General features: G+C 42.7%; 21 protein-coding genes, 1 rRNA gene and 1 riboswitch (1 of these 23 only partly in view). Of the genes, 20 read left to right on the top strand and 2 right to left on the bottom strand.

From position 1 onward, the window contains the following. From KP625_RS05190 to KP625_RS05180, 3 genes are all read left to right on the top strand, one after another. A 23S ribosomal RNA gene (locus KP625_RS05190) occupies nt 1-1,010 on the top strand; it begins 1,870 nt to the left of the window's first position. Nucleotides 1,011-1,207: 197 nt separating this feature from the next. After that, the gene (locus tag KP625_RS05185) at nt 1,208-3,511 is read left to right on the top strand and encodes an EAL domain-containing protein (protein WP_238299650.1); all 2,304 of its coding nucleotides are present in this window, start codon (nt 1,208-1,210) and stop codon (nt 3,509-3,511) included. An 11-nt stretch (nt 3,512-3,522) separates the two neighbouring features. After that, nucleotides 3,523-5,802 carry an EAL domain-containing protein gene (locus KP625_RS05180; RefSeq protein ID WP_238299649.1) on the top strand — a complete coding sequence of 760 codons (2,280 nt, stop codon included), beginning with the start codon at nt 3,523-3,525 and terminating at the stop codon, nt 5,800-5,802. Here the strand turns inward: KP625_RS05180 and KP625_RS05175 are convergent. Beyond that, entirely contained in the window at nt 5,799-7,721 is a 1,923-nt protein-coding gene (locus KP625_RS05175) for an ABC-F family ATP-binding cassette domain-containing protein (RefSeq protein WP_238299648.1), read from the bottom strand. The two genes, KP625_RS05180 and KP625_RS05175, sit on opposite strands and share 4 nt — an antisense overlap. Before the next feature lie 152 nt (nt 7,722-7,873). Between KP625_RS05175 and KP625_RS05170 the strand changes: the two genes are divergently transcribed. From KP625_RS05170 to dusB, 11 genes are all read left to right on the top strand, one after another. Next, on the top strand, nt 7,874-8,104 hold the full coding sequence (locus tag KP625_RS05170; RefSeq protein WP_238299647.1) for a hypothetical protein: 231 nt from the start codon (nt 7,874-7,876) through the stop codon (nt 8,102-8,104). Continuing rightward, entirely contained in the window at nt 8,067-9,185 is a 1,119-nt protein-coding gene (locus KP625_RS05165) for an FAD:protein FMN transferase (protein WP_238299646.1), read from the top strand. Before KP625_RS05170 ends, KP625_RS05165 begins: the two co-directional genes overlap by 38 nt. 28 nt (nt 9,186-9,213) lie before the next feature. Then, complete coding sequence (locus KP625_RS05160) at nt 9,214-9,822, top strand: DUF5662 family protein (RefSeq protein ID WP_238299645.1); 609 nt, start codon at nt 9,214-9,216, stop codon at nt 9,820-9,822. Between the two features lie 27 nt (nt 9,823-9,849). After that, nucleotides 9,850-13,410, top strand: coding sequence for a DNA polymerase III subunit alpha (locus KP625_RS05155; protein WP_238299644.1), 3,561 nt, complete (start codon nt 9,850-9,852; stop codon nt 13,408-13,410). Then, complete coding sequence (gene rlmB / locus KP625_RS05150; protein WP_238299643.1) at nt 13,407-14,192, top strand: 23S rRNA (guanosine(2251)-2'-O)-methyltransferase RlmB; 786 nt, start codon at nt 13,407-13,409, stop codon at nt 14,190-14,192. The genes KP625_RS05155 and rlmB overlap by 4 nt, the downstream gene beginning before the upstream one ends. A 121-nt stretch (nt 14,193-14,313) precedes the next feature. Next, entirely contained in the window at nt 14,314-14,943 is a 630-nt protein-coding gene (locus KP625_RS05145) for a single-stranded DNA-binding protein (RefSeq protein WP_238299642.1), read from the top strand. Between the two features lie 44 nt (nt 14,944-14,987). Continuing rightward, nucleotides 14,988-15,167: riboswitch (Lysine riboswitch) on the top strand. A gap of 79 nt (nt 15,168-15,246) precedes the next feature. Next, the gene (gene dapA / locus KP625_RS05140) at nt 15,247-16,137 is read left to right on the top strand and encodes a 4-hydroxy-tetrahydrodipicolinate synthase (protein ID WP_238299641.1); all 891 of its coding nucleotides are present in this window, start codon (nt 15,247-15,249) and stop codon (nt 16,135-16,137) included. 30 nt (nt 16,138-16,167) lie between these two features. Next, nucleotides 16,168-16,923 (top strand): 4-hydroxy-tetrahydrodipicolinate reductase, encoded by a 756-nt coding sequence (gene dapB / locus KP625_RS05135; protein WP_177969254.1) that lies wholly within the window; start codon nt 16,168-16,170, stop codon nt 16,921-16,923. A gap of 15 nt (nt 16,924-16,938) precedes the next feature. Next, nucleotides 16,939-17,259, top strand: a complete 321-nt coding sequence (locus tag KP625_RS05130; protein ID WP_177969253.1) for a DUF6145 family protein — start codon at nt 16,939-16,941, stop codon at nt 17,257-17,259. A gap of 11 nt (nt 17,260-17,270) precedes the next feature. Next, nucleotides 17,271-18,035, top strand: a complete 765-nt coding sequence (locus KP625_RS05125; protein WP_238299640.1) for a type III pantothenate kinase — start codon at nt 17,271-17,273, stop codon at nt 18,033-18,035. Nucleotides 18,036-18,046: 11 nt separating this feature from the next. Next, entirely contained in the window at nt 18,047-18,982 is a 936-nt protein-coding gene (gene dusB, locus KP625_RS05120; protein ID WP_238299639.1) for a tRNA dihydrouridine synthase DusB, read from the top strand. Here the strand turns inward: dusB and KP625_RS05115 are convergent. Beyond that, complete coding sequence (locus KP625_RS05115; protein ID WP_238299638.1) at nt 18,963-19,757, bottom strand: hypothetical protein; 795 nt, start codon at nt 19,755-19,757, stop codon at nt 18,963-18,965. The two genes, dusB and KP625_RS05115, sit on opposite strands and share 20 nt — an antisense overlap. Before the next feature lie 237 nt (nt 19,758-19,994). Between KP625_RS05115 and KP625_RS05110 the strand changes: the two genes are divergently transcribed. From KP625_RS05110 to queC, 6 genes are all read left to right on the top strand, one after another. After that, nucleotides 19,995-20,858 carry a 3D domain-containing protein gene (locus KP625_RS05110; protein ID WP_238299637.1) on the top strand — a complete coding sequence of 288 codons (864 nt, stop codon included), beginning with the start codon at nt 19,995-19,997 and terminating at the stop codon, nt 20,856-20,858. A 12-nt stretch (nt 20,859-20,870) separates the two neighbouring features. After that, nucleotides 20,871-22,358, top strand: coding sequence for a threonine synthase (gene thrC / locus KP625_RS05105; protein WP_177970395.1), 1,488 nt, complete (start codon nt 20,871-20,873; stop codon nt 22,356-22,358). Between the two features lie 139 nt (nt 22,359-22,497). Further along, a complete protein-coding gene (queD, locus tag KP625_RS05100) occupies nt 22,498-22,917 on the top strand; it encodes a 6-carboxytetrahydropterin synthase QueD (RefSeq protein ID WP_238299636.1) in 420 nt (139 codons plus the stop codon). Nucleotide 22,918: 1 nt separating this feature from the next. Beyond that, complete coding sequence (gene queE, locus KP625_RS05095) at nt 22,919-23,587, top strand: putative 7-carboxy-7-deazaguanine synthase QueE (protein ID WP_238299635.1); 669 nt, start codon at nt 22,919-22,921, stop codon at nt 23,585-23,587. Nucleotide 23,588: 1 nt separating this feature from the next. After that, entirely contained in the window at nt 23,589-24,167 is a 579-nt protein-coding gene (gene folE / locus KP625_RS05090) for a GTP cyclohydrolase I FolE (RefSeq protein ID WP_238299634.1), read from the top strand. 44 nt (nt 24,168-24,211) lie between these two features. After that, nucleotides 24,212-24,877, top strand: a complete 666-nt coding sequence (queC, locus tag KP625_RS05085; protein WP_177983742.1) for a 7-cyano-7-deazaguanine synthase QueC — start codon at nt 24,212-24,214, stop codon at nt 24,875-24,877. Nucleotides 24,878-24,891: the final 14 nt, after the last annotated feature.

The following is a 24,891-nucleotide window of genomic DNA, read 5'->3' as shown; positions in this document are numbered from 1 at the left end:
TTAAGCCCCAGTAAACGGCGGCCGTAACTATAACGGTCCTAAGGTAGCGAAATTCCTTGTCGGGTAAGTTCCGACCCGCACGAAAGGCGTAATGATTTGGGCACTGTCTCAACAACACACCCGGTGAAATTGAAATACCAGTGAAGATGCTGGTTACCTGCGCCAGGACGGAAAGACCCCATGGAGCTTTACTCCAGCTTGATACTGGGATTCGGTACTACCTGTACAGGATAGGTGGGAGGCTACGATCACGGGACGCCAGTTTCGTGTGAGCCGCTGTTGGGATACCACCCTTGTAGTACTGGATTCCTAACCTGCAGCCGTGACCCGGCTGGGGGACAATGTCTGGCGGGGAGTTTGACTGGGGCGGTCGCCTCCGAAAGGGTATCGGAGGCGCTCAAAGGTTCCCTCAGAATGGTTGGAAACCATTCGAAGAGTGCAAAGGCAGAAGGGAGCTTGACTGCGACACCGACGGGTGGAGCAGGTACGAAAGTAGGACTTAGTGATCCGGTGGTATAAAGTGGGATTGCCATCGCTCAACGGATAAAAGCTACCCTGGGGATAACAGGCTTATCACTCCCAAGAGTTCACATCGACGGAGTGGTTTGGCACCTCGATGTCGGCTCATCGCATCCTGGAGCTGTAGCAGGTTCCAAGGGTTGGGCTGTTCGCCCATTAAAGCGGTACGCGAGCTGGGTTCAGAACGTCGTGAGACAGTTCGGTCCCTATCCGGCGTGGGCGTAGGATATTTGAGAGGAGCTGTCCTTAGTACGAGAGGACCGGGATGGACGGACCGCTGGTGTATCTGTTGTTGTACCAACAGCATGGCAGAGTAGCCAAGTCCGGCAGGGATAAACGCTGAAGGCATCTAAGCGTGAAGCCCCCCTCAAGATAAGATATCCCATCATTAAGAGTAAGACCCCTTGAAGACTACAAGGTTGATAGGCTTGGAGTGTAATCGTGGCAACACGTTCAGCTGACAAGTACTAATAGGTCGAGGGCTTATCCTTAGAGGTTTAGAGAACGGAAAGATGATTTGTTAAGGGTTAGATATAAGATCTTTGTATGAAGTTCTGAAGGTACATGAAAAGAAAAAGACCGGTATGGTCTTTTTTTTGTACAGACATATCGTTTTGAGTTGACAGTCTATATCGAATTTTATAAAATAATATTAGTTATAGATGAATTTTGGAAAATATGATTTGGGGTGTTTGTATTGAAATATGTATTCTTTGGGAGCTTGATTATCTTATTAATTCCCCTTTTATTTTGTATATATAAAGTATGGTGTATAGAGAAAAATCCATTGCGTAATGCTGTATTGGGATTATTGATTTCACAGACAGCCATGGTAATGTTCTATGGTATGGCATTGATGACCATGGATGAGAATATGGCTGTGTTTTTCTATATTCTTTTTTATTATAGTGTGGCATTTATGACATTTTCTTTGTCAAGATATAGCAGGGTTTATACAAATACAAATCGAAAACATGTATGTGGTTTGGTGCTTACGTGTATATTATTGTTTGTGGATGCCGTAGTATTATTTTCAAATATGGTCACACGCAGTGTATTTCAGGTTGTAAATAAAATAGACCGGTTTGAAACCGCTTTTTATGCAGTAAAAAGTTATGAAAATCTGTATTTTGTGCATGTAATTATAAGTTATCTTTTTGCTATGGTTGGTATGGGTATATTGTTTTACCGGAAGTTGAAGTGCCCGAAAGTATTTCGTGTCAATTACATGTTTGTGCTTATCACGTTGGTGCTTACCATGTTTACGAATATATTGTTTTTCAAGATAGGGGGGGATTATGATTTCTCTCTGGCTGGATATACATTATCGTGCTGCGCAATCACCTATTTTACCTTTTTTCATGTCCCTGCCGGTTTGGTGGAGAAGATGCTTTCTTTATTTGTGAAAACCATTGATGATGGGGTAGTTTGTTATGATTTAAAAGGCAAATGTATCCATGCAAACGAATCGGCAAAACGAATTCTTAAAGTACAGGATAATGCTATGTTTGACAAAGAATTAGTGCATTGGCTGGAGGATAGAAATCTGCAGGATCTACAGGAATTGCAGGAGAATATATGGACACAGCAAGTGGAAATAGATGGGGAAATGCATTTCTTCCAGTTTGAATATAAGAGAATGATATATGACAAGCACTATATAGGAAGCTTTTTCTTAATGCATGATCAGACAGAAGAAACAGAACGGGTAAAGCTGGAGCAATATAAGGCAAATCATGACGCGTTGACCGGTATATATAATCGGGAGTATTTTTATCAGAGGGTAGAACAGAAATTACGTGAAAATAAAGATAAAAAGTATTATATTGTGTGTAGCGATATTCGTGATTTTAAGATTGTAAATGATGTATATGGGATAAAAAAGGGAGACGAAGTTCTTATCAAACAGGCAGAAAGTCTGAAAAGTAAATCACCGTCAGGGTGTCTGTATGGAAGATTATCCGGTGATCGCTTTGCGATATTAGTCCCGAAAGAAGAGTTTCAGGAAGGTATTTTCCGGAAGGAGATTTCACGTATTGAACAGATTGAAGGCAGTTCAAACTTCCGGCTTCGCATATATATGGGGGTTTATGAAGTGGATAATCTGGATACCCCAATTGCTGTTATGTGTGACCGGGCGGTTATGGCAATTAAGACGATTAAGGATGATGCAGCGAATCGAATTGTATACTATGACAAGAAATTGCGAGAGAATGCTTTGAAAGAACAGAGTATTGTAGGGCAGTTCCATGATGCTTTGGAAAGCGGACAGTTCTGTTTTTATATTCAGCCACAGATTTCATCGGATGGTATTGTCCGAGGCGGCGAGGCTCTGGTACGATGGATTCATCCTGAACGCGGAATGATACCGCCGGGAGAATTTATAGAAATATTTGAGCAGACAGGACTTATCAGTGAGCTGGATCGTTATATATGGGAGAAAGCATGTATTCAGTTGCGGGATTGGCGTAGACAGGGACATGCAGACTTTTATCTGTCCGTCAATATTTCGCCACGTGATTTCTATTATATGGATATTTACAAGGTATTCACAGGATTAGTGCAGACACATGGATTTGAGGCTAAAAATCTGCATCTGGAGATTACAGAAACGGCGGTAATGGCAGATACGAGGAAGGTAATCAGACTGGTAAATAAATTGCGGCAATATGGATTCAAGGTGGAGATGGATGATTTTGGAAGCGGATATTCTTCGTTAAATATGTTAAAGGATATCAAGATGGATACCATTAAACTGGATATGGGATTCCTTCGGAAGACACAGAACAATGAGCGAAGTATGTCGATTGTCCGTAATGTGATTCAGCTTTCCAAGAAGCTTGGAATGGAAGTCGTCACAGAAGGTGTTGAAACGGTGGAACAGGTGGAAGCTTTAACTGATATGGGATGTGATGTATTCCAGGGATATTATTTCGCAAAACCAATGTCAGTATGGGATTACGAGGATAAATATATACCGATGGAAGGATAGAGGGTATTAGATTGAAGAATGGCATGTTGGCGCTTATGCTGATTATGGTTGTTTTATTGGCATATCGCATTATTATGATTAATCGAACAGAACGGACACGTGTTGTCAAAGACGTGGTATTATTACATATCATAGCGGCATCAACGATATTTTTTTATGCGCTTACACTTTTCCATTGGAAGGAAACGTTTGCAGTAATGGCATATGGCTTATATTTTTTGAGCAGCGATTTCCTGGTGTTGTTTTTCTTTATCTATCTGAACGATTTTACGCAGGAGACCTTTGTAGAAAAAAAGGGCGGAATCATCATAGCGGTATTCATTATCATAGATGGAATTTTGTGCCTGATCAATGTATTTGACAGAATATTATTTTCTGTAACATTATCTGGAAGCGAAGCAGATGGATATTATTATAGAGTATCGGAGCGTACATGGCTGTATACATATCATAAATTGTTTGTTTATGCATTTGCGATGCTTATATTGATTTTGGTTATTTATGAGATTTACAAAGCAGCCCGGATATATGTAAAGCAGTATTATGCGATTTTGTATTGTTTCTTGTTTACGGTTGCACTGAATGTTGTCTATGAAATATTGGATTTGAAATTTGATTATTCAATTTTATTTTATGGTTTGATTGCGTCGGCAATCTATTATTTCACATTTGAGTATGTTCCAAAGGGGCTGGTAGAAAAGACACTTGTTATGGCGGTTCAGAATTTCACAGATGGGGTAATCTGTCTGGACATCAATGGACGCTGCGTATACGCAAATAATTATGCAAAATTGGCTTTTCATGCAGAAAAAGATATTACCGTCATTGAAAAGTATTATCGTGATTGGCTCGATGGACGAGTACCGGAACAAATTGAAGCGTGCAGCTGGCAGGGAGAAACGGAGTTTTTGAATCAAACACATTTTTTTGTTACACAGTATCGTGGAATTTGGGATGAAGATAATCGTTTTATAGGATGCTATTATGTGCTGCATGATGAAACAGAACATAGAAAACGGTTAGAAGAAGAACGGTACCGGAGTAATTATGATGCGTTGACCGGACTTTTAAATCGCGAGTATTTCTATGAAGTTGTGACTGAGCAGATTGGAAAAAATCCAAACGTAAAGTATTGTATTCTGTGTGCGGATATTCAGAATTTTAAGATTATCAATGATGTGTTTGGTATTGAGCGTGGGGATGATGTATTGAAAGCTGTTGCTGGCATGTTTCGGAATCTTGCAACCGGAGATACGAAGGTGGCACGACTTTCGGCAGATCGTTTTGCGGTTTGTGTGCGGGAGGAGAAGCTTGATCATGAACGCTATTTGGAGGAAGTGGATCTGGTAAGCTGTGTTGGAGATGACAATACATATCATGCAAGAATATATACCGGAATCTGTCCAATCGGAAATGTAAAAACTCCGATATCTGTATATTGTGACAGAGCATTTCTGGCAATCGAGTCAATCAAGGGTAATTATCAGCAGTCTATAGCGTATTATGATGATGAACTGCGTAAAAGAATGCTGGAAGGACAGCATATGGTGAGCGAGTTCCGTTCTGCAATTGCAAAACAGGAGTTTCAATTGTTTTTACAGCCACAGGTAGATATAGATGGAACTATGCTTGGTGCAGAGGCATTAGTGCGCTGGTTCAGACCGGTGTATGGAATGATGCTTCCGGAAGAGTTTGTTGATGTTTTCGAAAAATCAGGATTGATCAGTGCAATGGATCAGTATGTGTGGGAACTCGCATGTAAGGAGCTGCAGAGATGGAAAGAACAGGGCAAGGAAGAGTATTATATCTCGGTCAATGTTTCACCGAGGGATTTTTATTTCTTAGATATATATCAGACATTGACGACATTGGTAGAATGCTATGATGTAAAACCGGAACTTCTTCACTTGGAAATCACGGAGACATCCGTTATGAAAGATGCAAGCAAACAACTTGCCTTAATCGATGAGCTGCGGAATTATGGTTTCCATATAGTTATGGATGATTTTGGACGGGGATATTCATCGTTGAATATGCTTCAGGATATGAATCTGGATGCAATCAAGATTGATATGGAATTTTTGCGGAGAAATGAAGATCCGGAGAGAAGCCGTATGATTTTGGAGATGGTGCTGAATCTTGCAGCGGAATTGGGAATCAGCGTGGTTACAGAAGGTGTGGAACAAAAAGACCAGCTTCGGTATATGCAGGAACTTGGATGCACATTGTTCCAGGGTTTTTATTTTGCAAAACCGATGCCGGTCAGTCAATTTGAAAAGAAGTTTTTTTAATCAAGCAGAGTTTCCCATGTTTCATAAAGTGCGGAGAGCGTTGATTCAAGCTCTTCGCGTTTTTTTGATAATTCGCTGAGTTTTGCAGAATTAGTTGCAAAATCCGGGTTCAAAAATTCTTCGTCAATTTTTGTAATTTCTGCTTCTGTCTGCTCGATTTTCTGTTCTGCTTTTTTGATATCATTTTCTTTTTTGCGAAGACGTGCCTGTTCTTCTTTTTGCTTTTTATAATCATCTTTGCTTGAAGCTACAGGAGTGGAAGCTGCCACCATGGAAGAATTAAAAGCCTGTTTTGGCACAGTGGCTTCGTAAATCAGTTCTTTATGGGCTTCATAATAATCATAATTCCCGATAAACGAATATAGCTGCTGATCTTTTAATTCAAGAATTCGTGTTGCAATGCGATTGATAAAATAACGGTCGTGGCTGACAACCAGCACCGTTCCGGTGTAATTGCGGATTGCGTCTTCCAGTATACCTTTGGATTGGATGTCCAAATGGTTTGTCGGTTCATCCAGAACAAGGAAATTAGCTGGAGAGAGCATAAGCTTGGCAAGTGATACACGTCCCCGCTCGCCACCGCTTAAGTCTTCAATTTTCTTAAACACGTCATCCCCTGTAAATAAAAATGCAGCCAGAACATTGCGGATTTTTGTGTTTGTCAGATCCGGATAAGCGTCACTGATTTCTTCAAAGATTGTCTTGTGCAGGGAGAGAACCTGATGCTCCTGATCATAATAACCGATATGTACACGTGAACCGAGTGTAATCGTTCCATTGTCTTTTGTTACGATATGGTTAATCATCTTTAGTATCGTTGTTTTTCCGGTTCCGTTTCCGCCGATCAAAGCTACCTTTTCTCCACGCTTGATGTCGAAATCCAGATTGTCAAACAGACAGTTGTTTCCGAACGATTTGGAAAGGTGTGTGACAGTTAAGACATCGTTTCCGCTTTCGACAGAAGGCTCAAGAGATAGACGCATCTCCGATGCTATCTCAGCTGGCTTGTCGAGAACTTCGACTTTGTCCAGCATTTTTTCACGGCTTTCCGCACGTTTGATAGATTTCTCTCGATTAAACTGTTTCAATTTGGTAATGACTGCTTCCTGGTGCTTGATTTCCTGTTGCTGGTTTAAATAGGCTTTCATCATGTTCGCACGGATTTCTGCACGTTTTTCAGCATAATAAGTATAGTTTCCGTGATAGACGGTCGCTTTTTTGTTGTCAATTTCTATGATGCTTGTAGCTATGCGGTCAATAAAATAACGGTCGTGACTGACAATGATTACGCTTCCGGGGTAGGAAGATAAAAAGGATTCCAGCCACGAAATACTTGGCATATCAAGATGATTCGTCGGCTCATCCAAAATGATGATATCGGGACGGGTCAGTAGCAGTCGCCCAAGGGCAATTCGCATTTTCTGTCCGCCGGATAAGGTGTTGATATGGCGGTCATAGTCGTCCGGACCGAAACCAAGACCTTTCAGAACACCGGTAATCTCGCTTTCATAGGAGTAACCGTTGTCGCGGTCGTATTTGCTACTCAGACGGTTGTAGGCCTCAAGGATGTTTTCAAGTTCTTCGCCTTCTGCATGTTTCATATCGTGTTCCAGGCGGCGGATATTTGCTTCCAGGTCAACGATATATTGTTTGGCGGCAAGCATTTCACCGTATATGGTATTGTCAAAAGAGATATCCTGATGCTGTGACAGATAACCGATAGCTGTGTCTTTGGCAAGAATAATCTGACCATTATCAGCCGTTTCTTCTCCCATGATGATTTTTAGAAGTGTTGTTTTCCCGGAACCATTGATACCGACAATTGCGATTTTCTCTTTTTCGTTGACGTGGAAATTCACATCCCGTAAGATCTCTTTTGTTCCGAATGCTTTTGATATATTTTGGCATGCTAACAGCATGGTAAGATCCTCCTGCTTATAATACAAATTCTACCACAGCATTTTATCAAAAAGCGGGAGGACTTTCAATCATACATTGAAATAAGACAGGAAAAATGGTATACTAAAAAATACTTATACGAACAAATGTTTTGAATGGAGGAAGTGGTTTTTTGCTATTCAAGAAGACAAATCCGGCAAAAAAAGAAATTGAAGATTTATTCCATGAAGTGCAGATTAATCTGGAGAATAATTATAAGGATTTAGCAATCTCTGCACGGAAACAGGCAGAGATGAAGCTTGCAGAATACCAGACGTCCGGAGCAATCGGGGAAAAGGATTATACGAAGCTGAAACAGCAGCTTGATGTGTATACAAAAAGAATGGAAGGATATCATCATTGATATGCGGCATAAGAATGGAAAAAAAACAGCATCTGTTTTCGGGATGCTTTTACTGACTGTAATCCTGATCGGCTTGTATCAGAGAGGAAGGCTGCATGGGGACTCCGGGGATGGTTCGCAGGTGACAGATGGGCAGACTGTTTATAGTTTTGCGATGGGAACTTCGGTGTCAGTCAGCCTGTATGACGCTCCGGGAGGAGAAGAGGAAAAGCTTGCGCAGGCAGTGAAGAATCTGGATGAACAGGAGATATCATGGAGACAAGAAGACAGTACATTATACAGGCTGAATCATAGCTATACAGCGGGGCAGGAGACTATGATTTCTGATACGTTATATGTGGCATTGACGCAGGCGTATAATATTTGCAGGGATAGTGAAGGGGCACTCGATATCACGATTCGTCCGCTGGCGAATCTGTGGAATATCGAATCGGCAACGGCGGAGGATTTTGTAATCCCGGATAAATCACAGATTACAACAGCGCTTGCAAAGACCGGATACGAGTCAGTTACAATCGGAGAAGACAAAAGCGTCACGCTTGCAAAACCGGGTATGATATTGGATCTCGGTGCAGTTGGTAAAGGCTTTGCGCTGGATGTTGTACAGCAGATTTTAAAAGAAGACGAAGTAAGAGGTGCGACAATCAGTGTCGGTGGAAGTGTGCTTGTGTATGGAGAGAAAAAAGAAGGGAGTGCATTTCGTGTTGGTATCCGCAATCCGCAGGGAGATGCAGAGGATATGATTGGGTATCTCGAATTTGCTTCAGACACTAACACCTGTATATCAACGTCCGGTGATTATGAGAAATATATTGAAAAAGATGGAACAAGATATCATCATATTCTGGACCGGAAAACCGGATATCCGGCAGAGTCCGGATTATCATCCGTGACAGTCGTATGTCAAAATGGATTGTATAGTGATGCACTATCTACAGCATGTTATGTGCTTGGCTATGAAAGGGCATTGATACTATTAAAGAAATATAAAGCAGAAGCTGTTTTTATTGACAGCAATAATCAGATTACTGTTACAGATGGACTGAAAGATCAGTTTTATCTCACACAGAACAATCAGTAAGCATTAAGAAAGAAAAGAGATGTAGAATATGAAGTGGCTGGAACATTTTAAGACAATTACCGCACATAAAATCATGGTCATGCGGCACTGTTTTGCCGTTGGACTTTATAAGCAGGGGTTATTGCATGATTTGTCAAAATACTCATGGACAGAATTTTCTATGGGTGCAAAATATTTTCAGGGCAACCGAAGCCCGAATGATGCAGAACGGGAAGATAAAGGGTATACATTATCATGGCTGCATCATAAAGGAAGAAATAAACATCACCTTGAATATTGGGTTGATTATAATGTTGACAAGACGGATACAGAGCATTTGCTCGTGGGCTGTAAGATGCCAAAAGAGTATGTGATTGAGATGTTCTGTGATCGTGTGGCAGCCTGTAAAATATACAATAAGGAAAATTATTATGAGAAGCAGGCGTTGGATTATTATATGAATGGCAGATCAAGGAGGCTGTTACATCCGGATTCTGCCAGACTTCTGGAAAAATATTTACGGATGCTTGCAAATAAGGGCGAGGCGTATACATTCCGCTATATTCACAATTATGAGGTTATTCCTCTTCGACGAAAGAAGCTTGCGGGATATGTTCCATTCATAAAATATTTGTTCCCGTACGGAGAAGATTATTAGAAGGCGGTATGGTATATAGGAGAAACTATGAAATTTACGCATTTACATGTGCATACGCAGTATAGTCTGCTGGATGGTTCTGCCAAAGTCAAGGAACTGGTTCCGCGTGCAAAGGAACTTGGAATGGATGCGCTCGCTATCACAGATCATGGTGCGATGTATGGAGTTATTGAATTTTATAAGACATGCAAGGCGAATGGAATCAAACCGATTATAGGGTGTGAAGTGTATGTGGCACCGGGATCTCGGTTTGACCGTGAAGTGGTGAAGGGAGAAAACCGGTATTATCATCTTGTGCTGCTCGCCAAAAACAACGAGGGATATCATAACCTGTGCAAGATTGTGACACGCGGATATACAGAAGGATATTATTATAAACCACGTGTAGATATGGAGGTGCTGGAGAAGTACCATGAAGGGATTATTGCACTTTCTGCCTGTCTTGCAGGAGAAGTTGCAACGAATTTAAGACAGGAGCAGTATGAGAAGGCAAAGGAAACAGCGTTGCGGCACCTGAATATATTTGGCGAGGGCAACTATTATCTGGAGATGCAGGATCACGGCATTCCGGATCAGCGAATAGTCAATATGGGCGTGATGCGGTTGTCCAAGGAGACCGGAATTCCGATGGTTGTAACGAATGATTCTCATTATATCAACAAAGAAGACTGGGAGGCACATGATATCCTGCTCTGTATCCAGACAGGAAAGACGGTCAATGATGAGGACCGGATGCGTTATGCAGAAGGACAGTTCTATGTGAAATCCCCGGAGGAGATGGAGGCGCTGTTCCCGTATGCGAAGGAAGCATTGGAAAATACGAACAAGATTGCGGATATGTGTAATGTCGAGATTGTGTTTGGTGAGCGGAAGCTTCCAAAATACGATGTGCCGGAGGGATATGATTCCTTCTCCTATCTGACGATGCTCTGCGAGGAGGGTGCAAAAAAACGTTATCCGGAAGTTACAGACGAGGTAAAGAATCGTCTGCACTATGAGCTTGACATGATTAAACAGATGGGCTTTGTGGATTATTTCCTGATTGTTTGGGATTTTGTCAATTATGCGAAAAGTCATGATATTCCGGTAGGACCGGGACGTGGTTCGGCAGCCGGATCTATTGTATCGTATTGCCTGTATATTACAGATATTGAGCCTTTGCGGTATGATCTTCTGTTTGAACGCTTCTTAAATCCGGAACGTGTATCAATGCCGGATATTGATATTGATTTCTGTGTCAACCGCAGACAGGAGGTTATTGATTACGTAGTACAAAAATATGGCAAAGAGAAGGTAGTTCAGATTGTCACCTTCGGTACGATGGCAGCAAAGATGTGTGTGCGTGATGTCGGCCGGGCGATGGCACTTCCGTACAGCCTGTGTGATAAGGTTGCAAAGGCGATTCCGAACAAAATTCCGGGTGTAAAGGATGTTACACTTCCGGTCGCTTTGAAGACAAGTCCGGATTTAAAGGAAATGTACGAGAATGAACCGGATGTCACAAAACTGCTTGACATGGCTATGAAACTCGAGGGATTGCAACGGCATACCGGTGTTCATCCCGCAGGTGTTATCATCGGTCAGAAGCCGATTGAAGAATATGTGCCGCTTGCACGAAGTGTAGATGGTGGCATTGTGTGCCAGTATGAGAAAGATCCGGTAGAAGAGCTGGGACTTTTGAAGATGGACTTCCTGGCTCTGCGAAACCTGACGGTTATCAAAGATGCATTAGACCGGATCGAAGCTAATCACGGTGTGAAGATCAATATGTCCGAACTGGAACTGACGGATCCTGCAGTCTATGAGTTGTTATCTGAGGGGAAGACAGATGGTGTATTCCAGTTGGAGAGCGCGGGAATGAAGTCTTTCATGAAGCAGTTGAAGCCGAAGAATCTGGATGAAGTAATCGCCGGAATTTCTTTGTATCGTCCGGGACCGATGGATTTTATTCCGAAATATTTAGCAAACCGTGAGCATCCGGAGAGTATCATCTATGATACACCGAAGCTGGAGAAAATTCTGAAATCGACATATGGCTGTATGGTATACCAGGAGCAGGTTATGCAGATTGTAATGGAGCTTGCCGGATACTCGATGGGACGTTCCGATCTGGTACGCCGTGCAATGGCAAAGAAAAAAGCGGATGTCATGGACAAGGAACGTCAGTATTTCGTATATGGTAACGAAGAATTAAACGTACCTGGTTGTGTAAAAAACGGCATCCCGGAAGAGGTAGCAAATAAAATCTTCGACGATATGGTCGACTTTGCAAACTATGCATTTAACAAATCTCATGCGGCAGTATATGCAGTAGTCGCATATCAGACTGCGTATTTGAAGATATATTATCCGGTTGAATATATGGCAGCGCTGATTTCGTCTGTCCGTGAAAATACGGAGAAGATGAGCAGTTATATCCAGACATGTAAATCACTCGGTATCAAGATCCTGCCACCGGATATCAATAAGGGAAGCGGAGACTTCCTTGTCGATGGAGGTGCAATCCGGTTTGGTTTATCCGGGTTAAAGAGTATCGGAGACGGTGTGACGGAGGTTATACATCAGGAGGTTGTTGCGAACGGACCATTCACAAGTCTGGAGGATTTCTGCAACAGACTTTCCGGAAAGGAAGCCAATAAGAGGACAATCGAAAGTTTTATATTGGCGGGGGCATTTGACTGTTTTGGACATAACCGCCATCAGATGATGATGGTTTATCCGGCAGTTCTCGAGCAGACGGCGAAGGAAAAGAAAAATGCCATGAGTGGGCAGATGTCTTTGATGGATTTTCTTGGGGAGGAAGAAAAGACGGAGTTTCAGGTACGTTATCCGGATGTCGAGGAATATTCAAAGGAAGATCTGCTGGCAATGGAGAAAGAGATTCTGGGTATCTATGTAAGTGGACATCCGTTGGATGATGATCTGGATATATTGGAGGAATATACGACTGCAAAGTCCAGTGATTTCCTTGTGAATACGGAAGAAGAGAGCGATGATCCGGAAGCAGGGATGAATTATGATGAGCAGGAACATGTTGTAGATAAAGCCAGCTATACCATTGGCGGGCTGCTTGCGGATATTACAAAAAAGACAACGCGAAATGGTGATGAGATGGCATTCCTTACGATCGAGGATTTGTATGGAACAGTTGAGGTTATCGTGTTTGCAAGGGATTACCGCCAGAACAAAGACCGATTTGTAAAGGATACAAAGGTACTTATTAAAGGAAATGCATCTATCGATGAGAGGGGCGGAAAACTGCTGTTTTCGAGGCTGACGACCTTTGCGGAGGTACGTCAGGCACGTCTGGCGGCAGGAAAAGAGTTGTGGCTACGATTTGCAGATATTGAGGGGTATATGCAACAGGAACAGGCGTTATATGCGACTTTGAAGCAGCACCCGGGATGGGTGGTTGTGAAGGTATTGATCAAACCACAGGGAGAAGGACAGGAACACAATATCAAACTCAAGCAGCTTCCGGATCTTTACAGGGTAGATGCAGGAGATAAACTATTAGAAGTATTGAAGAACACCTATGGAGAAGAGAATGTAATTCTTCTGGATAAGAAAGGAAATGGCGAATCGTGATAACATCTGCATCAAATGACAGGATAAAAGAAGTGAAGAAGCTGATGAAGTCAGCCAGTCTGCGGCGGGAAAAGGAACTTTATATTGTGGAGGGAATCCGCATGGTGCGGGAAATCCCTGCCGATGCAATCCGGACACTGTATGTCGCTGAGAGCATGGCAGACAAATTTGCGGATGTCTGCAAAGAAAAAAATGCATCGGTGGAGATTGTCAAGGATTCTGTATTTCAAAGTATGTCCGATACAAACACCCCACAGGGAATTCTGGCAGAAGTGTATCAGAAGCAGACGACGGAAGAGGATTTGTTTGGAAGGGATACGGAACCGTTTTTGCTGATTATTGAGCGGTTGCAGGATCCGGGGAATCTTGGTACAATTATAAGGACTGCAGAAGGTGCAGGAGTGACAGGGATTATTTTAAGTTCGGATTCGGTGGATATTTACAATCCGAAGGTGGTCCGTTCAACGATGGGATCTGTATTTCGGATGCCAATCTTAGTTGCGGAAAATCTGGCAGATACGGTAGGACGGGTAAAAAAACAGGGGATTCCGGTGTATGGAGCACATCTTAATGGGGATACCTTTTATGAGAAGGATTTTAGCGGAAAGTGTGCGTTTTTGGTTGGGAATGAAGGAAATGGTTTGTCTGATGAAATCAGTGCAAAGGCAGATGAACTGATCCGGATTCCGATGTGCGGACAGGTAGAATCGTTAAATGCTGCGGTTTCAACAGCAGTGATTGTATACGAGGTATTGCGACAGCGAAGCACATCAAAAAAATAAAAAAGTTTGGAATATTACAATATAGGCACGCATATATTGTAAATGTACAATATTAAAAATTCACAGTTTATATGGGGATATAAATGAAAGCTGTGAACATTGACAAGAGGGAGGAAAAAATATGACAGAGAAAGTTTTGAACAACAATCAGGTGGTAGTAGCAGGAGAAATCGTATCAGATTTCCGATTCAGCCATGAGATATTCGGAGAGGGATTCTATATGGTGGATTTGGTTGTCAGCAGATTAAGCGATGCGCATGACGTGATTCCTTTGATGGTTTCCGATCGCCTGTTTGATGTAGAAAAATCCCATATTGGGGAAAAGGTATTGGCAAAAGGACAGTTCCGGTCTTACAACAAGCATGAGGAAAATAAGAACCGGTTGATTTTGTCTGTATTTGTTCGTGAAATCGAAGTGATTGACGAAGTCGATGACAGGGAGAATAAGCCAAATCAGATATACCTGGACGGATACATATGTAAGGAACCAATTTATCGTATGACACCGCTTGGCAGAGAGATTGCAGACATCCTGCTCGCTGTGAACCGTGCATATGGTAAGTCTGATTATATTCCTTGTATCTGCTGGGGCAGAAATGCCAGGTTTGCAGGAAAGCTTGCAGTCGGTGAGCATGTGGCAATCTGGGGGCGAATTCAGAGTCGGGAATACCAGAAGAAAATAGGAAATGACGAGATAGTAAATAAGGTGGCATATGAGGTTTCTGTCAGTAAAATGGAATGTTTGGAATAATGATTGACAGACCTATTTAACGATGCTATACTATCAATGATTTTTGATTGAGTAGAGGTGCGGAATTCAAGAGTACTTTGCGGGATGACTTAGAACAGTGGATCGCATGGAAAAGGGGAAACCGCCGAAGGACGACAGATGTCTAAGCACTGGAATCCTGGTTGTGCAATGAAGAATTGTATGACTGTCATTTGTGAGCATGCAGATGGAGCGCTACCGGAATTGAGACATTTCAAGCTGGCACTTTATCGGAGTGCCAGCTTTATTTATGGTTATACTTTATATTTTAGGAGGAAGAGAAAAATGTCAATTTTTACAGGTTCAGCAGTTGCGATTGTTACACCATTTAAGAAAGATGGTTCCGTAGATTATGATAAGTTCCGTGATGTAATCGAGTACCAGATTGCAGGGGGAACAGATTGTATCGTTGTATGTGGAACGACCGGAGAATCTTCCACATTGTCACATGAAGAACATCTTGAGTGTATCCGTTTTTGCGCTGAGGTTGTCAACAAGCGTATTCCCGTTGTTGCAGGTACTGGTTCAAACTGTACAGAGACAGCAATCTATCTGTCTCAGGAAGCTGAAAAGTATGGTGTGGATGGCTTGCTTGTAGTTACACCATATTACAATAAGGCAACACAGAAGGGACTCATTGCACATTATACAGCAATTGCAAATTCAGTTACAATTCCAATCATCATGTATAATGTACCAAGCAGAACCGGTACGAATATCCAGCCGGAGACAGCCGTATATCTGGCCAAGAATGTAAAGAATATCGTAGCAATTAAGGAGGCAACCGGAAATCTTTCACAGGTTGCACGTCTTGTCAGTCTGGCAGATGGCTGTCTGGACGTATATTCCGGAAATGATGATCAGGTTATGCCGATTCTGTCCCTCGGTGGAAAAGGTGTGATTTCTGTACTTGCAAACGTTGCTCCGAAGGAGACACATGATATGGTACAGAAGTATTTAGATGGCGATGTTGTTGGTGCCAGAGAAATCCAGATTAAGGCAATTCCGCTTTGCGAAGCGCTGTTTTGTGAAGTTAATCCAATTCCTGTCAAGAAGGCTGTGGAACTGATGGGACTTTGTGAAGGAAATCTCCGTATGCCATTGACAGAAATCGAGCCGGAGCATGAAGCACAGTTGAAGAAAGCTATGGTAGATTTTGGAGTGAAGATTCGGTAATTCGGATAGACGAACTGGGAGGAAGAACAAATGATTCGTGTCATTATGCATGGATGCAACGGTAAGATGGGTCAGGTGATTACAGGACTTTGTAAAGAAGACCCGGCAGTCGAAATCGTTGCAGGTATTGATGTTGTAGACAATAAGGAAAATGGATATCCGGTATTTACGGATATTGATACCTGTGATGTTGCGGCAGATGTGATTATTGATTTTGCGGCAGCAGTTGCAGTTGATAAGCTGCTTGACTACGCAGTTGCAAAGCAGATACCGGTTGTTCTTTGTACGACGGGACTCTCGCCGGAGCAGCTTAATAAAGTGTCTCTTTGCTCAGAAAAGGTAGCGATTTTAAAATCTGCAAATATGAGTCTTGGAATCAATACATTGATGAAGCTTTTGAAGGATGCAGCCAATGTGTTTGCACCGGCAGGATTTGACATTGAGATCGTGGAGAAGCATCACAATCAGAAGGTAGATGCACCATCCGGAACAGCACTTGCACTGGCGGATGCAATTAACGATGCCAGAGACAATGCATATGAGTATGTCTATGACCGTTCACAGGTAAGAAAGAAGCGTGACAAGAAAGAACTTGGTATTTCTGCGGTACGTGGTGGAACAATCGTTGGTGAGCATGAGGTAATCTTTGCGGGCGTGGATGAAGTGATTGAGTTTAAACATACGGCTTATTCGAAGTCTGTATTTGCGAAGGGTGCGGTGGAAGCTGCAAAGTTTTTGGCTGGTAAGCCGGCAGGATTTTATGATATGGCAGATGTGATCGGATAGACGAGAGGAAACGGTATGTATCAGGATGAAATTATTTTGTGCAGTGCGTCAAAGTACACACAGAAGTATTATTTGAATGAGGATTTTGAGAACCTTCCGACAGAAGTGAAGAAAGAGCTTCGAATTCTTTGTACGTTATTTACAGAGGATGTTGGAGGAATCATCATGCTTGTGTTTGACAGTTTGGGCAATTTAAATATCGTGACGGACGCCGCAGAGGAAGATATCCTGTACGATGAGATTGGCTGTGGTCTAAAAATCAAGCGGATCAGAAAGGAAAAAAAGGAATTGTTTGAACAGCTTGAGCTGTACTTTCAGACATTTTTCCTTAGTTAAGGGGAACATATATGTTATTTGCAGTAGACGTTGGAAATACAAATATTACAGTAGGACTGTTTGACGGTAAAAATCTGATTAAGACTTTTCGAATTACAACCGGTACGGCACGTACATCCGATGAGTACGGTGTGTATTTTGTGGATTGGCTACGTGTTCGGGATATACGTGTCTCAGAGATTGATGCGGTTATTATTGCTTCGGTTGTACCGAAGGTCATGCATTCTCTGACAAGTGGTATTATCAAGTATCTGAATATCCAGCCTATCATTGTTGCTCCCGGCATCAAGACCGGCATCAATATCGCAATTCCAGAACCAAAGACACTGGGTGCCGACCGTCTGGTCGATGCAGTTGCTGCGTATGAGCTGTATGGTGGTCCGGTGATTGTTGTGGATTTTGGAACCGCAACGACACATGATCTTGTGTTAGAGGGTGGCGTGTTCCATTCTGGTGCGACATCGCCGGGAATCAGACTTGCGGCAGCGGCACTTTGGTCCGGAACTGCAAAGCTTCCGGAAATAGAGATTAAAAGACCGGATACGATTCTGGCGAAGGATACGGTCAGCAGTATGCAGGCGGGTGTATTCTATGGATATGTCGGTCAGACGGAGTATATTATCCGCAAAATTAAGCAGGAATCCGGTTTGGAAAATATCAAGGTTGTAGCAACCGGAGGACTTGGAAAGCTGATATCAGAAAATACGGATTGTATTGATTATTATGATGCAGATCTGACATTAAAAGGTTTGCAGTTAATCTACGAGAAACAATAAAGGGCGAAACAATGGATTTTAACGGTAAAATTGCGTTGGCACCAATGGCAGGTATCTGTGACCTGCCATTTCGTCTCTTATGCAAAGAGATGGGCTGTGATATCGTATACACGGAGATGGTGAGTGCCAAGGGTATGTATTATAACAATAAAAATACGGGACCGCTGCTTATGACGGAACCGGAGGAATCACCGATTGGCGTGCAGATCTTTGGGAGTGAACCGGAGCTTATGGCATCGCAGGCAAAAAGACTGGAAGATAAGGGATTTTCCTTTATTGATGTGAATATGGGATGCCCGGTACCGAAGATTGTCAACAACGGCGAGGGCTCGGCGCTTATGAAGCAGCCGGAGTTGATCGGAGATATCGTTGATGCGCTGGTGCATGCGGTTTCACTTCCAATCACGATCAAGATTCGGGCAGGCTTCGATTCGGAACACATCAATGCACCTGAGGTAGCACGAATCGCGGAACAGGCAGGTGTTTCTGCGATTGCCGTACATGGCAGAACGAGAGAACAGTATTATCACGGACAGGCAGACTGGGATGTAATTCGGCAGGTGAAGGAAATGGTGTCTGTGCCAGTGATTGGAAATGGAGATATCACATGTGCAGAGGATGTGATTAAGATGCGCGAACAGACTGGTTGTGACAGCGTAATGATCGGACGGGCCGCAAAGGGAAATCCGTGGATCTTTCAGGATATTTGTTATTTCCTGAAAAACGGAGAGCATCTGGAAAAACCAACTGTAGAAGAGCGAAAGGCGATGATGCTGCGTCATGCGTCTTTGATGGTGGAATATAAAGGAGAATTTACCGGGATTCACGAGATGCGCAAGCATGTAGCGTGGTATACGCAAGGAATGCCGGATTCAGCAAAGCTTCGTGCACGGATCAATATGGTGGAAACTTATGATGCGCTTTCTGCTATGGTGCAAGCTCTGTAAGCTTTTTTGAAATAGAAATCAGATCATAAGCGGTGTGATACTCTCGGCTATTCATGGATACAATATAATTTCTGGCATATGCCTTGCAGATTCCATGAGATGTAAGTGTGTCCGCCGCTTTGTTGTATGCGATGGCGGCAGAGATTTCATCCGCATAGGTGCCCACAACAAAATCACCGTTCACATGGATTTTTGCCTGATAAACAATCTGTCCGTTTGCAACTTCTTTTTTTTGTACGCCGGCATAGGCGTTTATAATTTCAATATTGGAATATCGGAAATCAAGTGCGTCAGCATTTGTCATGCGATAGTCTCTGCCATAGACTGCGAATGGGCGGATGCCATATCTGGACAGAATACTGTATTGGCTTCCGTAATCGCTCACAAACAGATATCCACCTTTTTTCTGGATTTTCTTAGATGCGTAAAAAAACAGATCATCACGATCAAATTTTAAGATTTCTGATTCTGCCAGGTAATATTCGAAATATTTTTTATAGAGATAAATAGGTGTTTTAAAATAAATGCCGTTGTCACGAAAGTTGAGCAGGCATATAAATTTATCATGTGGCAGACAGGAAAAAAGGTTATGCTGAGTCAACGTGATTTCTGTATGATCCAGAATAAAACGTGATTCCTGATAGGCGCGTGAAGCCGTCGGTTCATCCGGATAACTTCCAAGGCTGATATGTTTTTTCTTGTATGTGATAGAAGCTCGATAGTAGATACTTCCGTTTTTTTTTCGAGCTGTATAAATTCCAGGTAAAACTGCCATAATCAGTGATAGATGCCATCCTTTCAAAATTAATAGATAACCGGTTATGATAAATATGAGTTCAGTATACTCACTGAACCGGAAAAAGTCTAGTCAAAGAAGGGAAAAAAGTATTGAAAAAGTCGCGAAATTACTTGACCGGATGATATTCTTGAATTATAATCATGAGAGTGTAAATGTAACCTTTTTGTAACAATTTATCACATATTCCCAAGACATAAAAAGGAATTTGTAGAGGTGAATGAAAACAATATGGAGACCGGGAAAATCACAACAATCCAATTAAATACGGATAAAGCGAAGAAGAGAACCACCGGCGTGGTTAGGACATTTATACAACAGTATGGAAAATACGTAGGTGCAGTTATTGTATCGATTGCTCTGGTGATTGTGTGTGGTGTCTCGTTGGCAGATCGAATTGCAAATCGGGATATTACAACCGGAGTTATGATGACTGTTGCGGATTTGACAAAGGACAGAGAGGCATTTTCCGGGAATGAGTTTGCGGACACTATAATATCGTATGGAGATATGATTAATACGGATTATAATACAGAGCAGTATGCACAGTTGGAACTTGCGGAACAGCAGATTGATGAGATTTTAACTGCCAAAAGACAGGATAATCGGGATCAGGCTGCGATGGATGCGTTGTCTGCGGTTCATTCAGGCGTCGGAGACCCGAGTGAATATGATGCATATGCAGTTGCCCATGGAACGGATATTTCTGATCCGGAGACAACAGAAGCAATGACATTTTCCGTACCGACATATGTGGCTGCTGATGCGAATGGACAGTATCAATACCTGGGTGAATATCTGCTTACTGCATATTGCCCTTGCCCGATTTGTTGTGGAAAGTGGAGTAACATGGAGAATCCAGTAACTGCAAGTGGTGCACGTCCAACACAGGGCTGGACAATTGCTGCGCCGAAGGAGTTTCCGTTTGGTACGAAAATCATGATTGATGGACAGATTTATGAAGTTCAGGATCGTGGTGGTGCAATCAACGGAAAGCATTTTGACGTATATTTTAATACACATCAGGATGCATTGAATTTTGCGATGAGAACAACCTCTGCCTATCTGGTAGTTGAATAAAAGGAGAGAAAGATGGAACTGGTTTACAGAAGCACAAGAAATGCACAGGAAGAAACAACCGCTTCTATGGCAATTTTGAAAGGACTTGCAAACGAGGGTGGCTTGTTTGTGCCGGATCAGATTCCGGCATTTGATAAGAGCTTAGAGGAGCTTTCTAAGATGGATTACCGTGAGGTCGCATATCAGGTTATGAAGCTGATGCTGACAGACTTCACAGAGGAAGAGCTTCGCCACTGTATTAACAGTGCATATGATTCAAAGTTTGATACCAAGGAGATAGCACCGCTCGTACATAAAGCTGGTGCATATTATCTGGAATTGTTCCATGGAGCAACAATCGCGTTTAAGGATATGGCACTTTCTATTCTTCCGTATTTGCTGACAACTTCAGCGAAGAAGAATAACGTGAAAAATGAAATTGTAATTCTGACTGCGACTTCCGGAGATACAGGTAAGGCTGCGCTTGCCGGATTTGCGGATGTACCGGGTACGAAGATCATCGTATTCTACCCAAAACACGGTGTAAGCCCGATTCAGGAGAAACAGATGGTAACCCAGAAGGGTGATAATACATGTGTCATCGGTATCACAGGTAATTTTGATGACGCACAGACAGGTGTGAAGAAGATGTTCTCTGATAAGGATCTGAATGAGTATCTGGCATCCAAGGGATATCAGTTCTCTTCTGCAAACTCCATCAACATCGGACGGCTTGTACCACAGATGGTATATTATGTATATGCATATACAAGACTCGTTGCAAATGGAGATATCAAGGCTGGTGACAAGATTAATGTCGTTGTTCCAACCGGAAATTTCGGAAATATCCTAGCAGCCTTTTATGCAAAGCAGATGGGACTTCCAATCAACAAGTTTATCTGTGCATCAAATGAGAACAAGGTTCTGTATGATTTCTTCCGTACAGGTACATACGATAGAAAGAGAGAGTTCATCTTAACAACTTCTCCTTCTATGGATATTCTGATTTCCAGCAATCTTGAGCGCCTGATTTATCGTATTGCAGGCAATGATGCAGAGAAGAACAAGGCTTTGATGCAGGCGCTGACGGGAGAGGGTGCATATACGATTACAGATGATATGAAGAAGCAACTGGCAGATTTCTATGGAAATTATGCATCTGAGGAAGAAACAGCAGCTACAATTAAGCGTGTATATGAGTCCGATCAGTATATCATGGATACCCATACAGCTGTAGCAGCTTCCGTATATGATAAGTATGTGAAGGAGACCGGAGACACGACACCAACCGTGATCGCAAGTACTGCAAGTCCATACAAGTTCACGAGAAGTGTTATGAACGCGATTGACAGCGCTTACGATAAGCAGTCTGATTTCGAACTTGTAGATGAGCTTAATAAGCTTTCTGGTGTGAAGGTACCGCAGGCGATTGAGGACATCCGTCAGGCGGAGGTTCGTCATGATATCGTCTGTGATAAGGAAGACATGCTTACAGAGGTAAAGAAGTTCCTGAATATCTAATAACATAGACGCGTAGCGGTTACGCGCGGCAGTTCATTCGCACCATCCTGCCGTTAAACAAAACTAGGGCAAGCCATAAATGATGAATTTATGTTGCGGGTGCTTTGTGCACCCGCATTTTTGTTGAAAGGAGTTTTATATGTATACATTAAAGACAAATGCAAGCTTTGACAGCGCACATTTTCTCGCGGGCTATGAAGGAAAGTGTTCCAACATTCATGGACACCACTGGACGGTAGAAATCGAGGTGGGAAGCAATAGTCTGGAGATGGGAGGAAACAACCGTGGCATGATTGTGGATTTTTCCAGATTAAAAACAGATCTGAAGAATATCGCAGATGCGCTCGATCATTGCCTGATTGTAGAAATCGGGAGCCTGAAACGAAGAACGCTGGATGTGCTTGAAGAAGAACATTTTAAGGTAGTGGAAGTGATGTTCCGTCCGACAGCGGAGAACTTCGCAAAGTTTTTCTATGAAGAGATGAAACAAAAAGGCTATCATGTCTTAAAGGCGACGGTGTATGAGACACCGAATAACTGCGCCGTATATATGGAGTAATATGGGAGATTATAAAGTAGTAGAAAAGTTTGTCAGTATCAATGGCGAGGCAGCCCATGCCGGGGAACTCGCGTGTTTCATCCGGTTTGCGGGATGCAATCTTGCCTGTGGATACTGTGATACAAAATGGGCGAATGAGCCACAGGTGCCATATGAGAGTATGAGCGTGGAGGAAATCTATGCGTATATCAAGTCTTGTGGTGTGAAAAATGTGACGCTGACCGGAGGTGAACCGTTGATCCAGCCGGGGATTGAATCGTTGATCGCACTTCTGGCAGCGGATAAAAATCTGCGTGTGGAGATTGAGACAAATGGAAGCGTGGATATCTCCGGGTATGATGCACGTCCGGAGAATGTCTGTATGACACTGGATTATAAGCTTCCGGATAGTGGGATGGAACGGTTTATGCACACAGAAAATTACGCGTGGCTGAAACCACAGGATGCGGTAAAATTTGTTGTTTCATCGACGAGAGATCTGGAAACTGCGAAGAAGATTATTGAGACATATGACCTGTGTGAGAAGGCGGCGGTATATTTAAGCTCTGCATTTTCGGCGATTACACCGGCACAGATCGTAGATTATATGATACAGGAAAACATGAAGGATGTCCGGTTACAGCTTCAGATGCACAAATACATCTGGGACCCGGAGAAAAAAGGAGTATAAGATGGCAATCGATAAAGAAGCAATCAAAGAACATATTCGAGGGATTTTAATTGCCCTTGGTGATGATCCGGATCGGGAGGGATTGAAGGAGACACCCGACCGGGTTGCACGCATGTATGAAGAAGTATTTGAGGGAATGAATTATACAAATGATGAGATCGCAGATATGTTCAACAAATCGTTCGAGCGTCCGGGTAAGGACACGAGCGATATGGTGTTGGTCAAGGACATTGAAGTATTTAGTTACTGTGAACATCACATGGCGCTTATGTATGACATGCATGTGTCTGTTGCGTATATTCCGAAGGGAAAAGTACTTGGACTTAGCAAGATTGCGCGAATTGCGGATATGGTCGCAAAACGCTTACAGCTACAGGAAAGAATCGGTACGGATATCGCATATATTATGAGTAAGGTGACCGGAAGCGAGGATGTTGCAGTTGTGATTGAGGGAAGCCATAGCTGTATGACGGCAAGAGGTATCCGGAATGCAAGTGCGAAGACATTTACGACGACATTTACCGGTGAATTTGAGAGAAATGAGACATTGCAGAACAAACTGATGATGTTATTGAGATAGAAGAAAAAAGAGATTAGAACACAGGATAAGAAGGAGTGATTTTTATGCAGCACAAGAAGAACAAAGAAGCAGCCGTTGTTGTATTTAGTGGAGGTCAGGACAGCACGACCTGTCTGTTATATGCAAAGAAGCATTATAAGAAGGTGTATGCCGTATCGTTTGATTATCACCAGAGACATGTGGCAGAGCTTGATGCGGCAAAAGAAATCTGTGAGAAGCTCGATGTGGAGCAGACAATCATGGATATGACACTGTTAAATCAGCTTGCACCGAATTCCCTGACCAGGGATGATATGCAGGTAGACAGTGATGCTCCGGCAGAGGGCACACCAAATACATTTGTCGATGGAAGAAATATGCTGTTTTTGACATTTGCGGCTGTGTTCGCAAAGCAGAAGGGGGTAACGGATATCCTGACGGGCGTATCCCAGAGTGATTTCTCGGGTTACCCGGATTGTAGAGATGAGTTTATCAAATCTTTGAATGTATCTCTGAATCTGGCAATGGATTATGAGTTTGATATTATCACACCGCTCATGTGGATTGATAAGGAAGAGACATGGGAGCTCGCAGATAAGCTTGGCGGATTTGATTTAGTTCGCAATATGACATTAACATGTTATAATGGTATTAAAGGCGATGGCTGCGGCAATTGCCCGGCATGTAAGTTACGGAAAAAGGGCTTAGATGCTTATCTTGCAAGACGATAGAATGATAATGGAGG

The organism is Eubacterium sp. MSJ-33, assembly GCF_022174665.1.
Classification (GTDB): domain Bacteria; phylum Bacillota; class Clostridia; order Lachnospirales; family Lachnospiraceae; genus Coprococcus_C.
This window is presented reverse-complemented; position numbering and strand designations above follow the sequence as displayed.

Coding starts and splice junctions, on each gene's coding strand:
- KP625_RS05175 (WP_238299648.1), bottom strand. CDS start 7,721: ATGCTGTTAGCATGCCAAAATATATCAAAAGCATTCGGAACAAAAGAG.
- KP625_RS05165 (WP_238299646.1), top strand. CDS start 8,067: ATGTGTATACAAAAAGAATGGAAGGATATCATCATTGATATGCGGCAT.
- KP625_RS05160 (WP_238299645.1), top strand. CDS start 9,214: ATGAAGTGGCTGGAACATTTTAAGACAATTACCGCACATAAAATCATG.
- KP625_RS05155 (WP_238299644.1), top strand. CDS start 9,850: ATGAAATTTACGCATTTACATGTGCATACGCAGTATAGTCTGCTGGAT.
- KP625_RS05145 (WP_238299642.1), top strand. CDS start 14,314: ATGACAGAGAAAGTTTTGAACAACAATCAGGTGGTAGTAGCAGGAGAA.
- dapA (WP_238299641.1), top strand. CDS start 15,247: ATGTCAATTTTTACAGGTTCAGCAGTTGCGATTGTTACACCATTTAAG.
- dapB (WP_177969254.1), top strand. CDS start 16,168: ATGATTCGTGTCATTATGCATGGATGCAACGGTAAGATGGGTCAGGTG.
- KP625_RS05130 (WP_177969253.1), top strand. CDS start 16,939: ATGTATCAGGATGAAATTATTTTGTGCAGTGCGTCAAAGTACACACAG.
- KP625_RS05125 (WP_238299640.1), top strand. CDS start 17,271: ATGTTATTTGCAGTAGACGTTGGAAATACAAATATTACAGTAGGACTG.
- dusB (WP_238299639.1), top strand. CDS start 18,047: ATGGATTTTAACGGTAAAATTGCGTTGGCACCAATGGCAGGTATCTGT.
- KP625_RS05115 (WP_238299638.1), bottom strand. CDS start 19,757: ATGGCAGTTTTACCTGGAATTTATACAGCTCGAAAAAAAAACGGAAGT.
- thrC (WP_177970395.1), top strand. CDS start 20,871: ATGGAACTGGTTTACAGAAGCACAAGAAATGCACAGGAAGAAACAACC.
- queD (WP_238299636.1), top strand. CDS start 22,498: ATGTATACATTAAAGACAAATGCAAGCTTTGACAGCGCACATTTTCTC.
- queE (WP_238299635.1), top strand. CDS start 22,919: ATGGGAGATTATAAAGTAGTAGAAAAGTTTGTCAGTATCAATGGCGAG.
- folE (WP_238299634.1), top strand. CDS start 23,589: ATGGCAATCGATAAAGAAGCAATCAAAGAACATATTCGAGGGATTTTA.
- queC (WP_177983742.1), top strand. CDS start 24,212: ATGCAGCACAAGAAGAACAAAGAAGCAGCCGTTGTTGTATTTAGTGGA.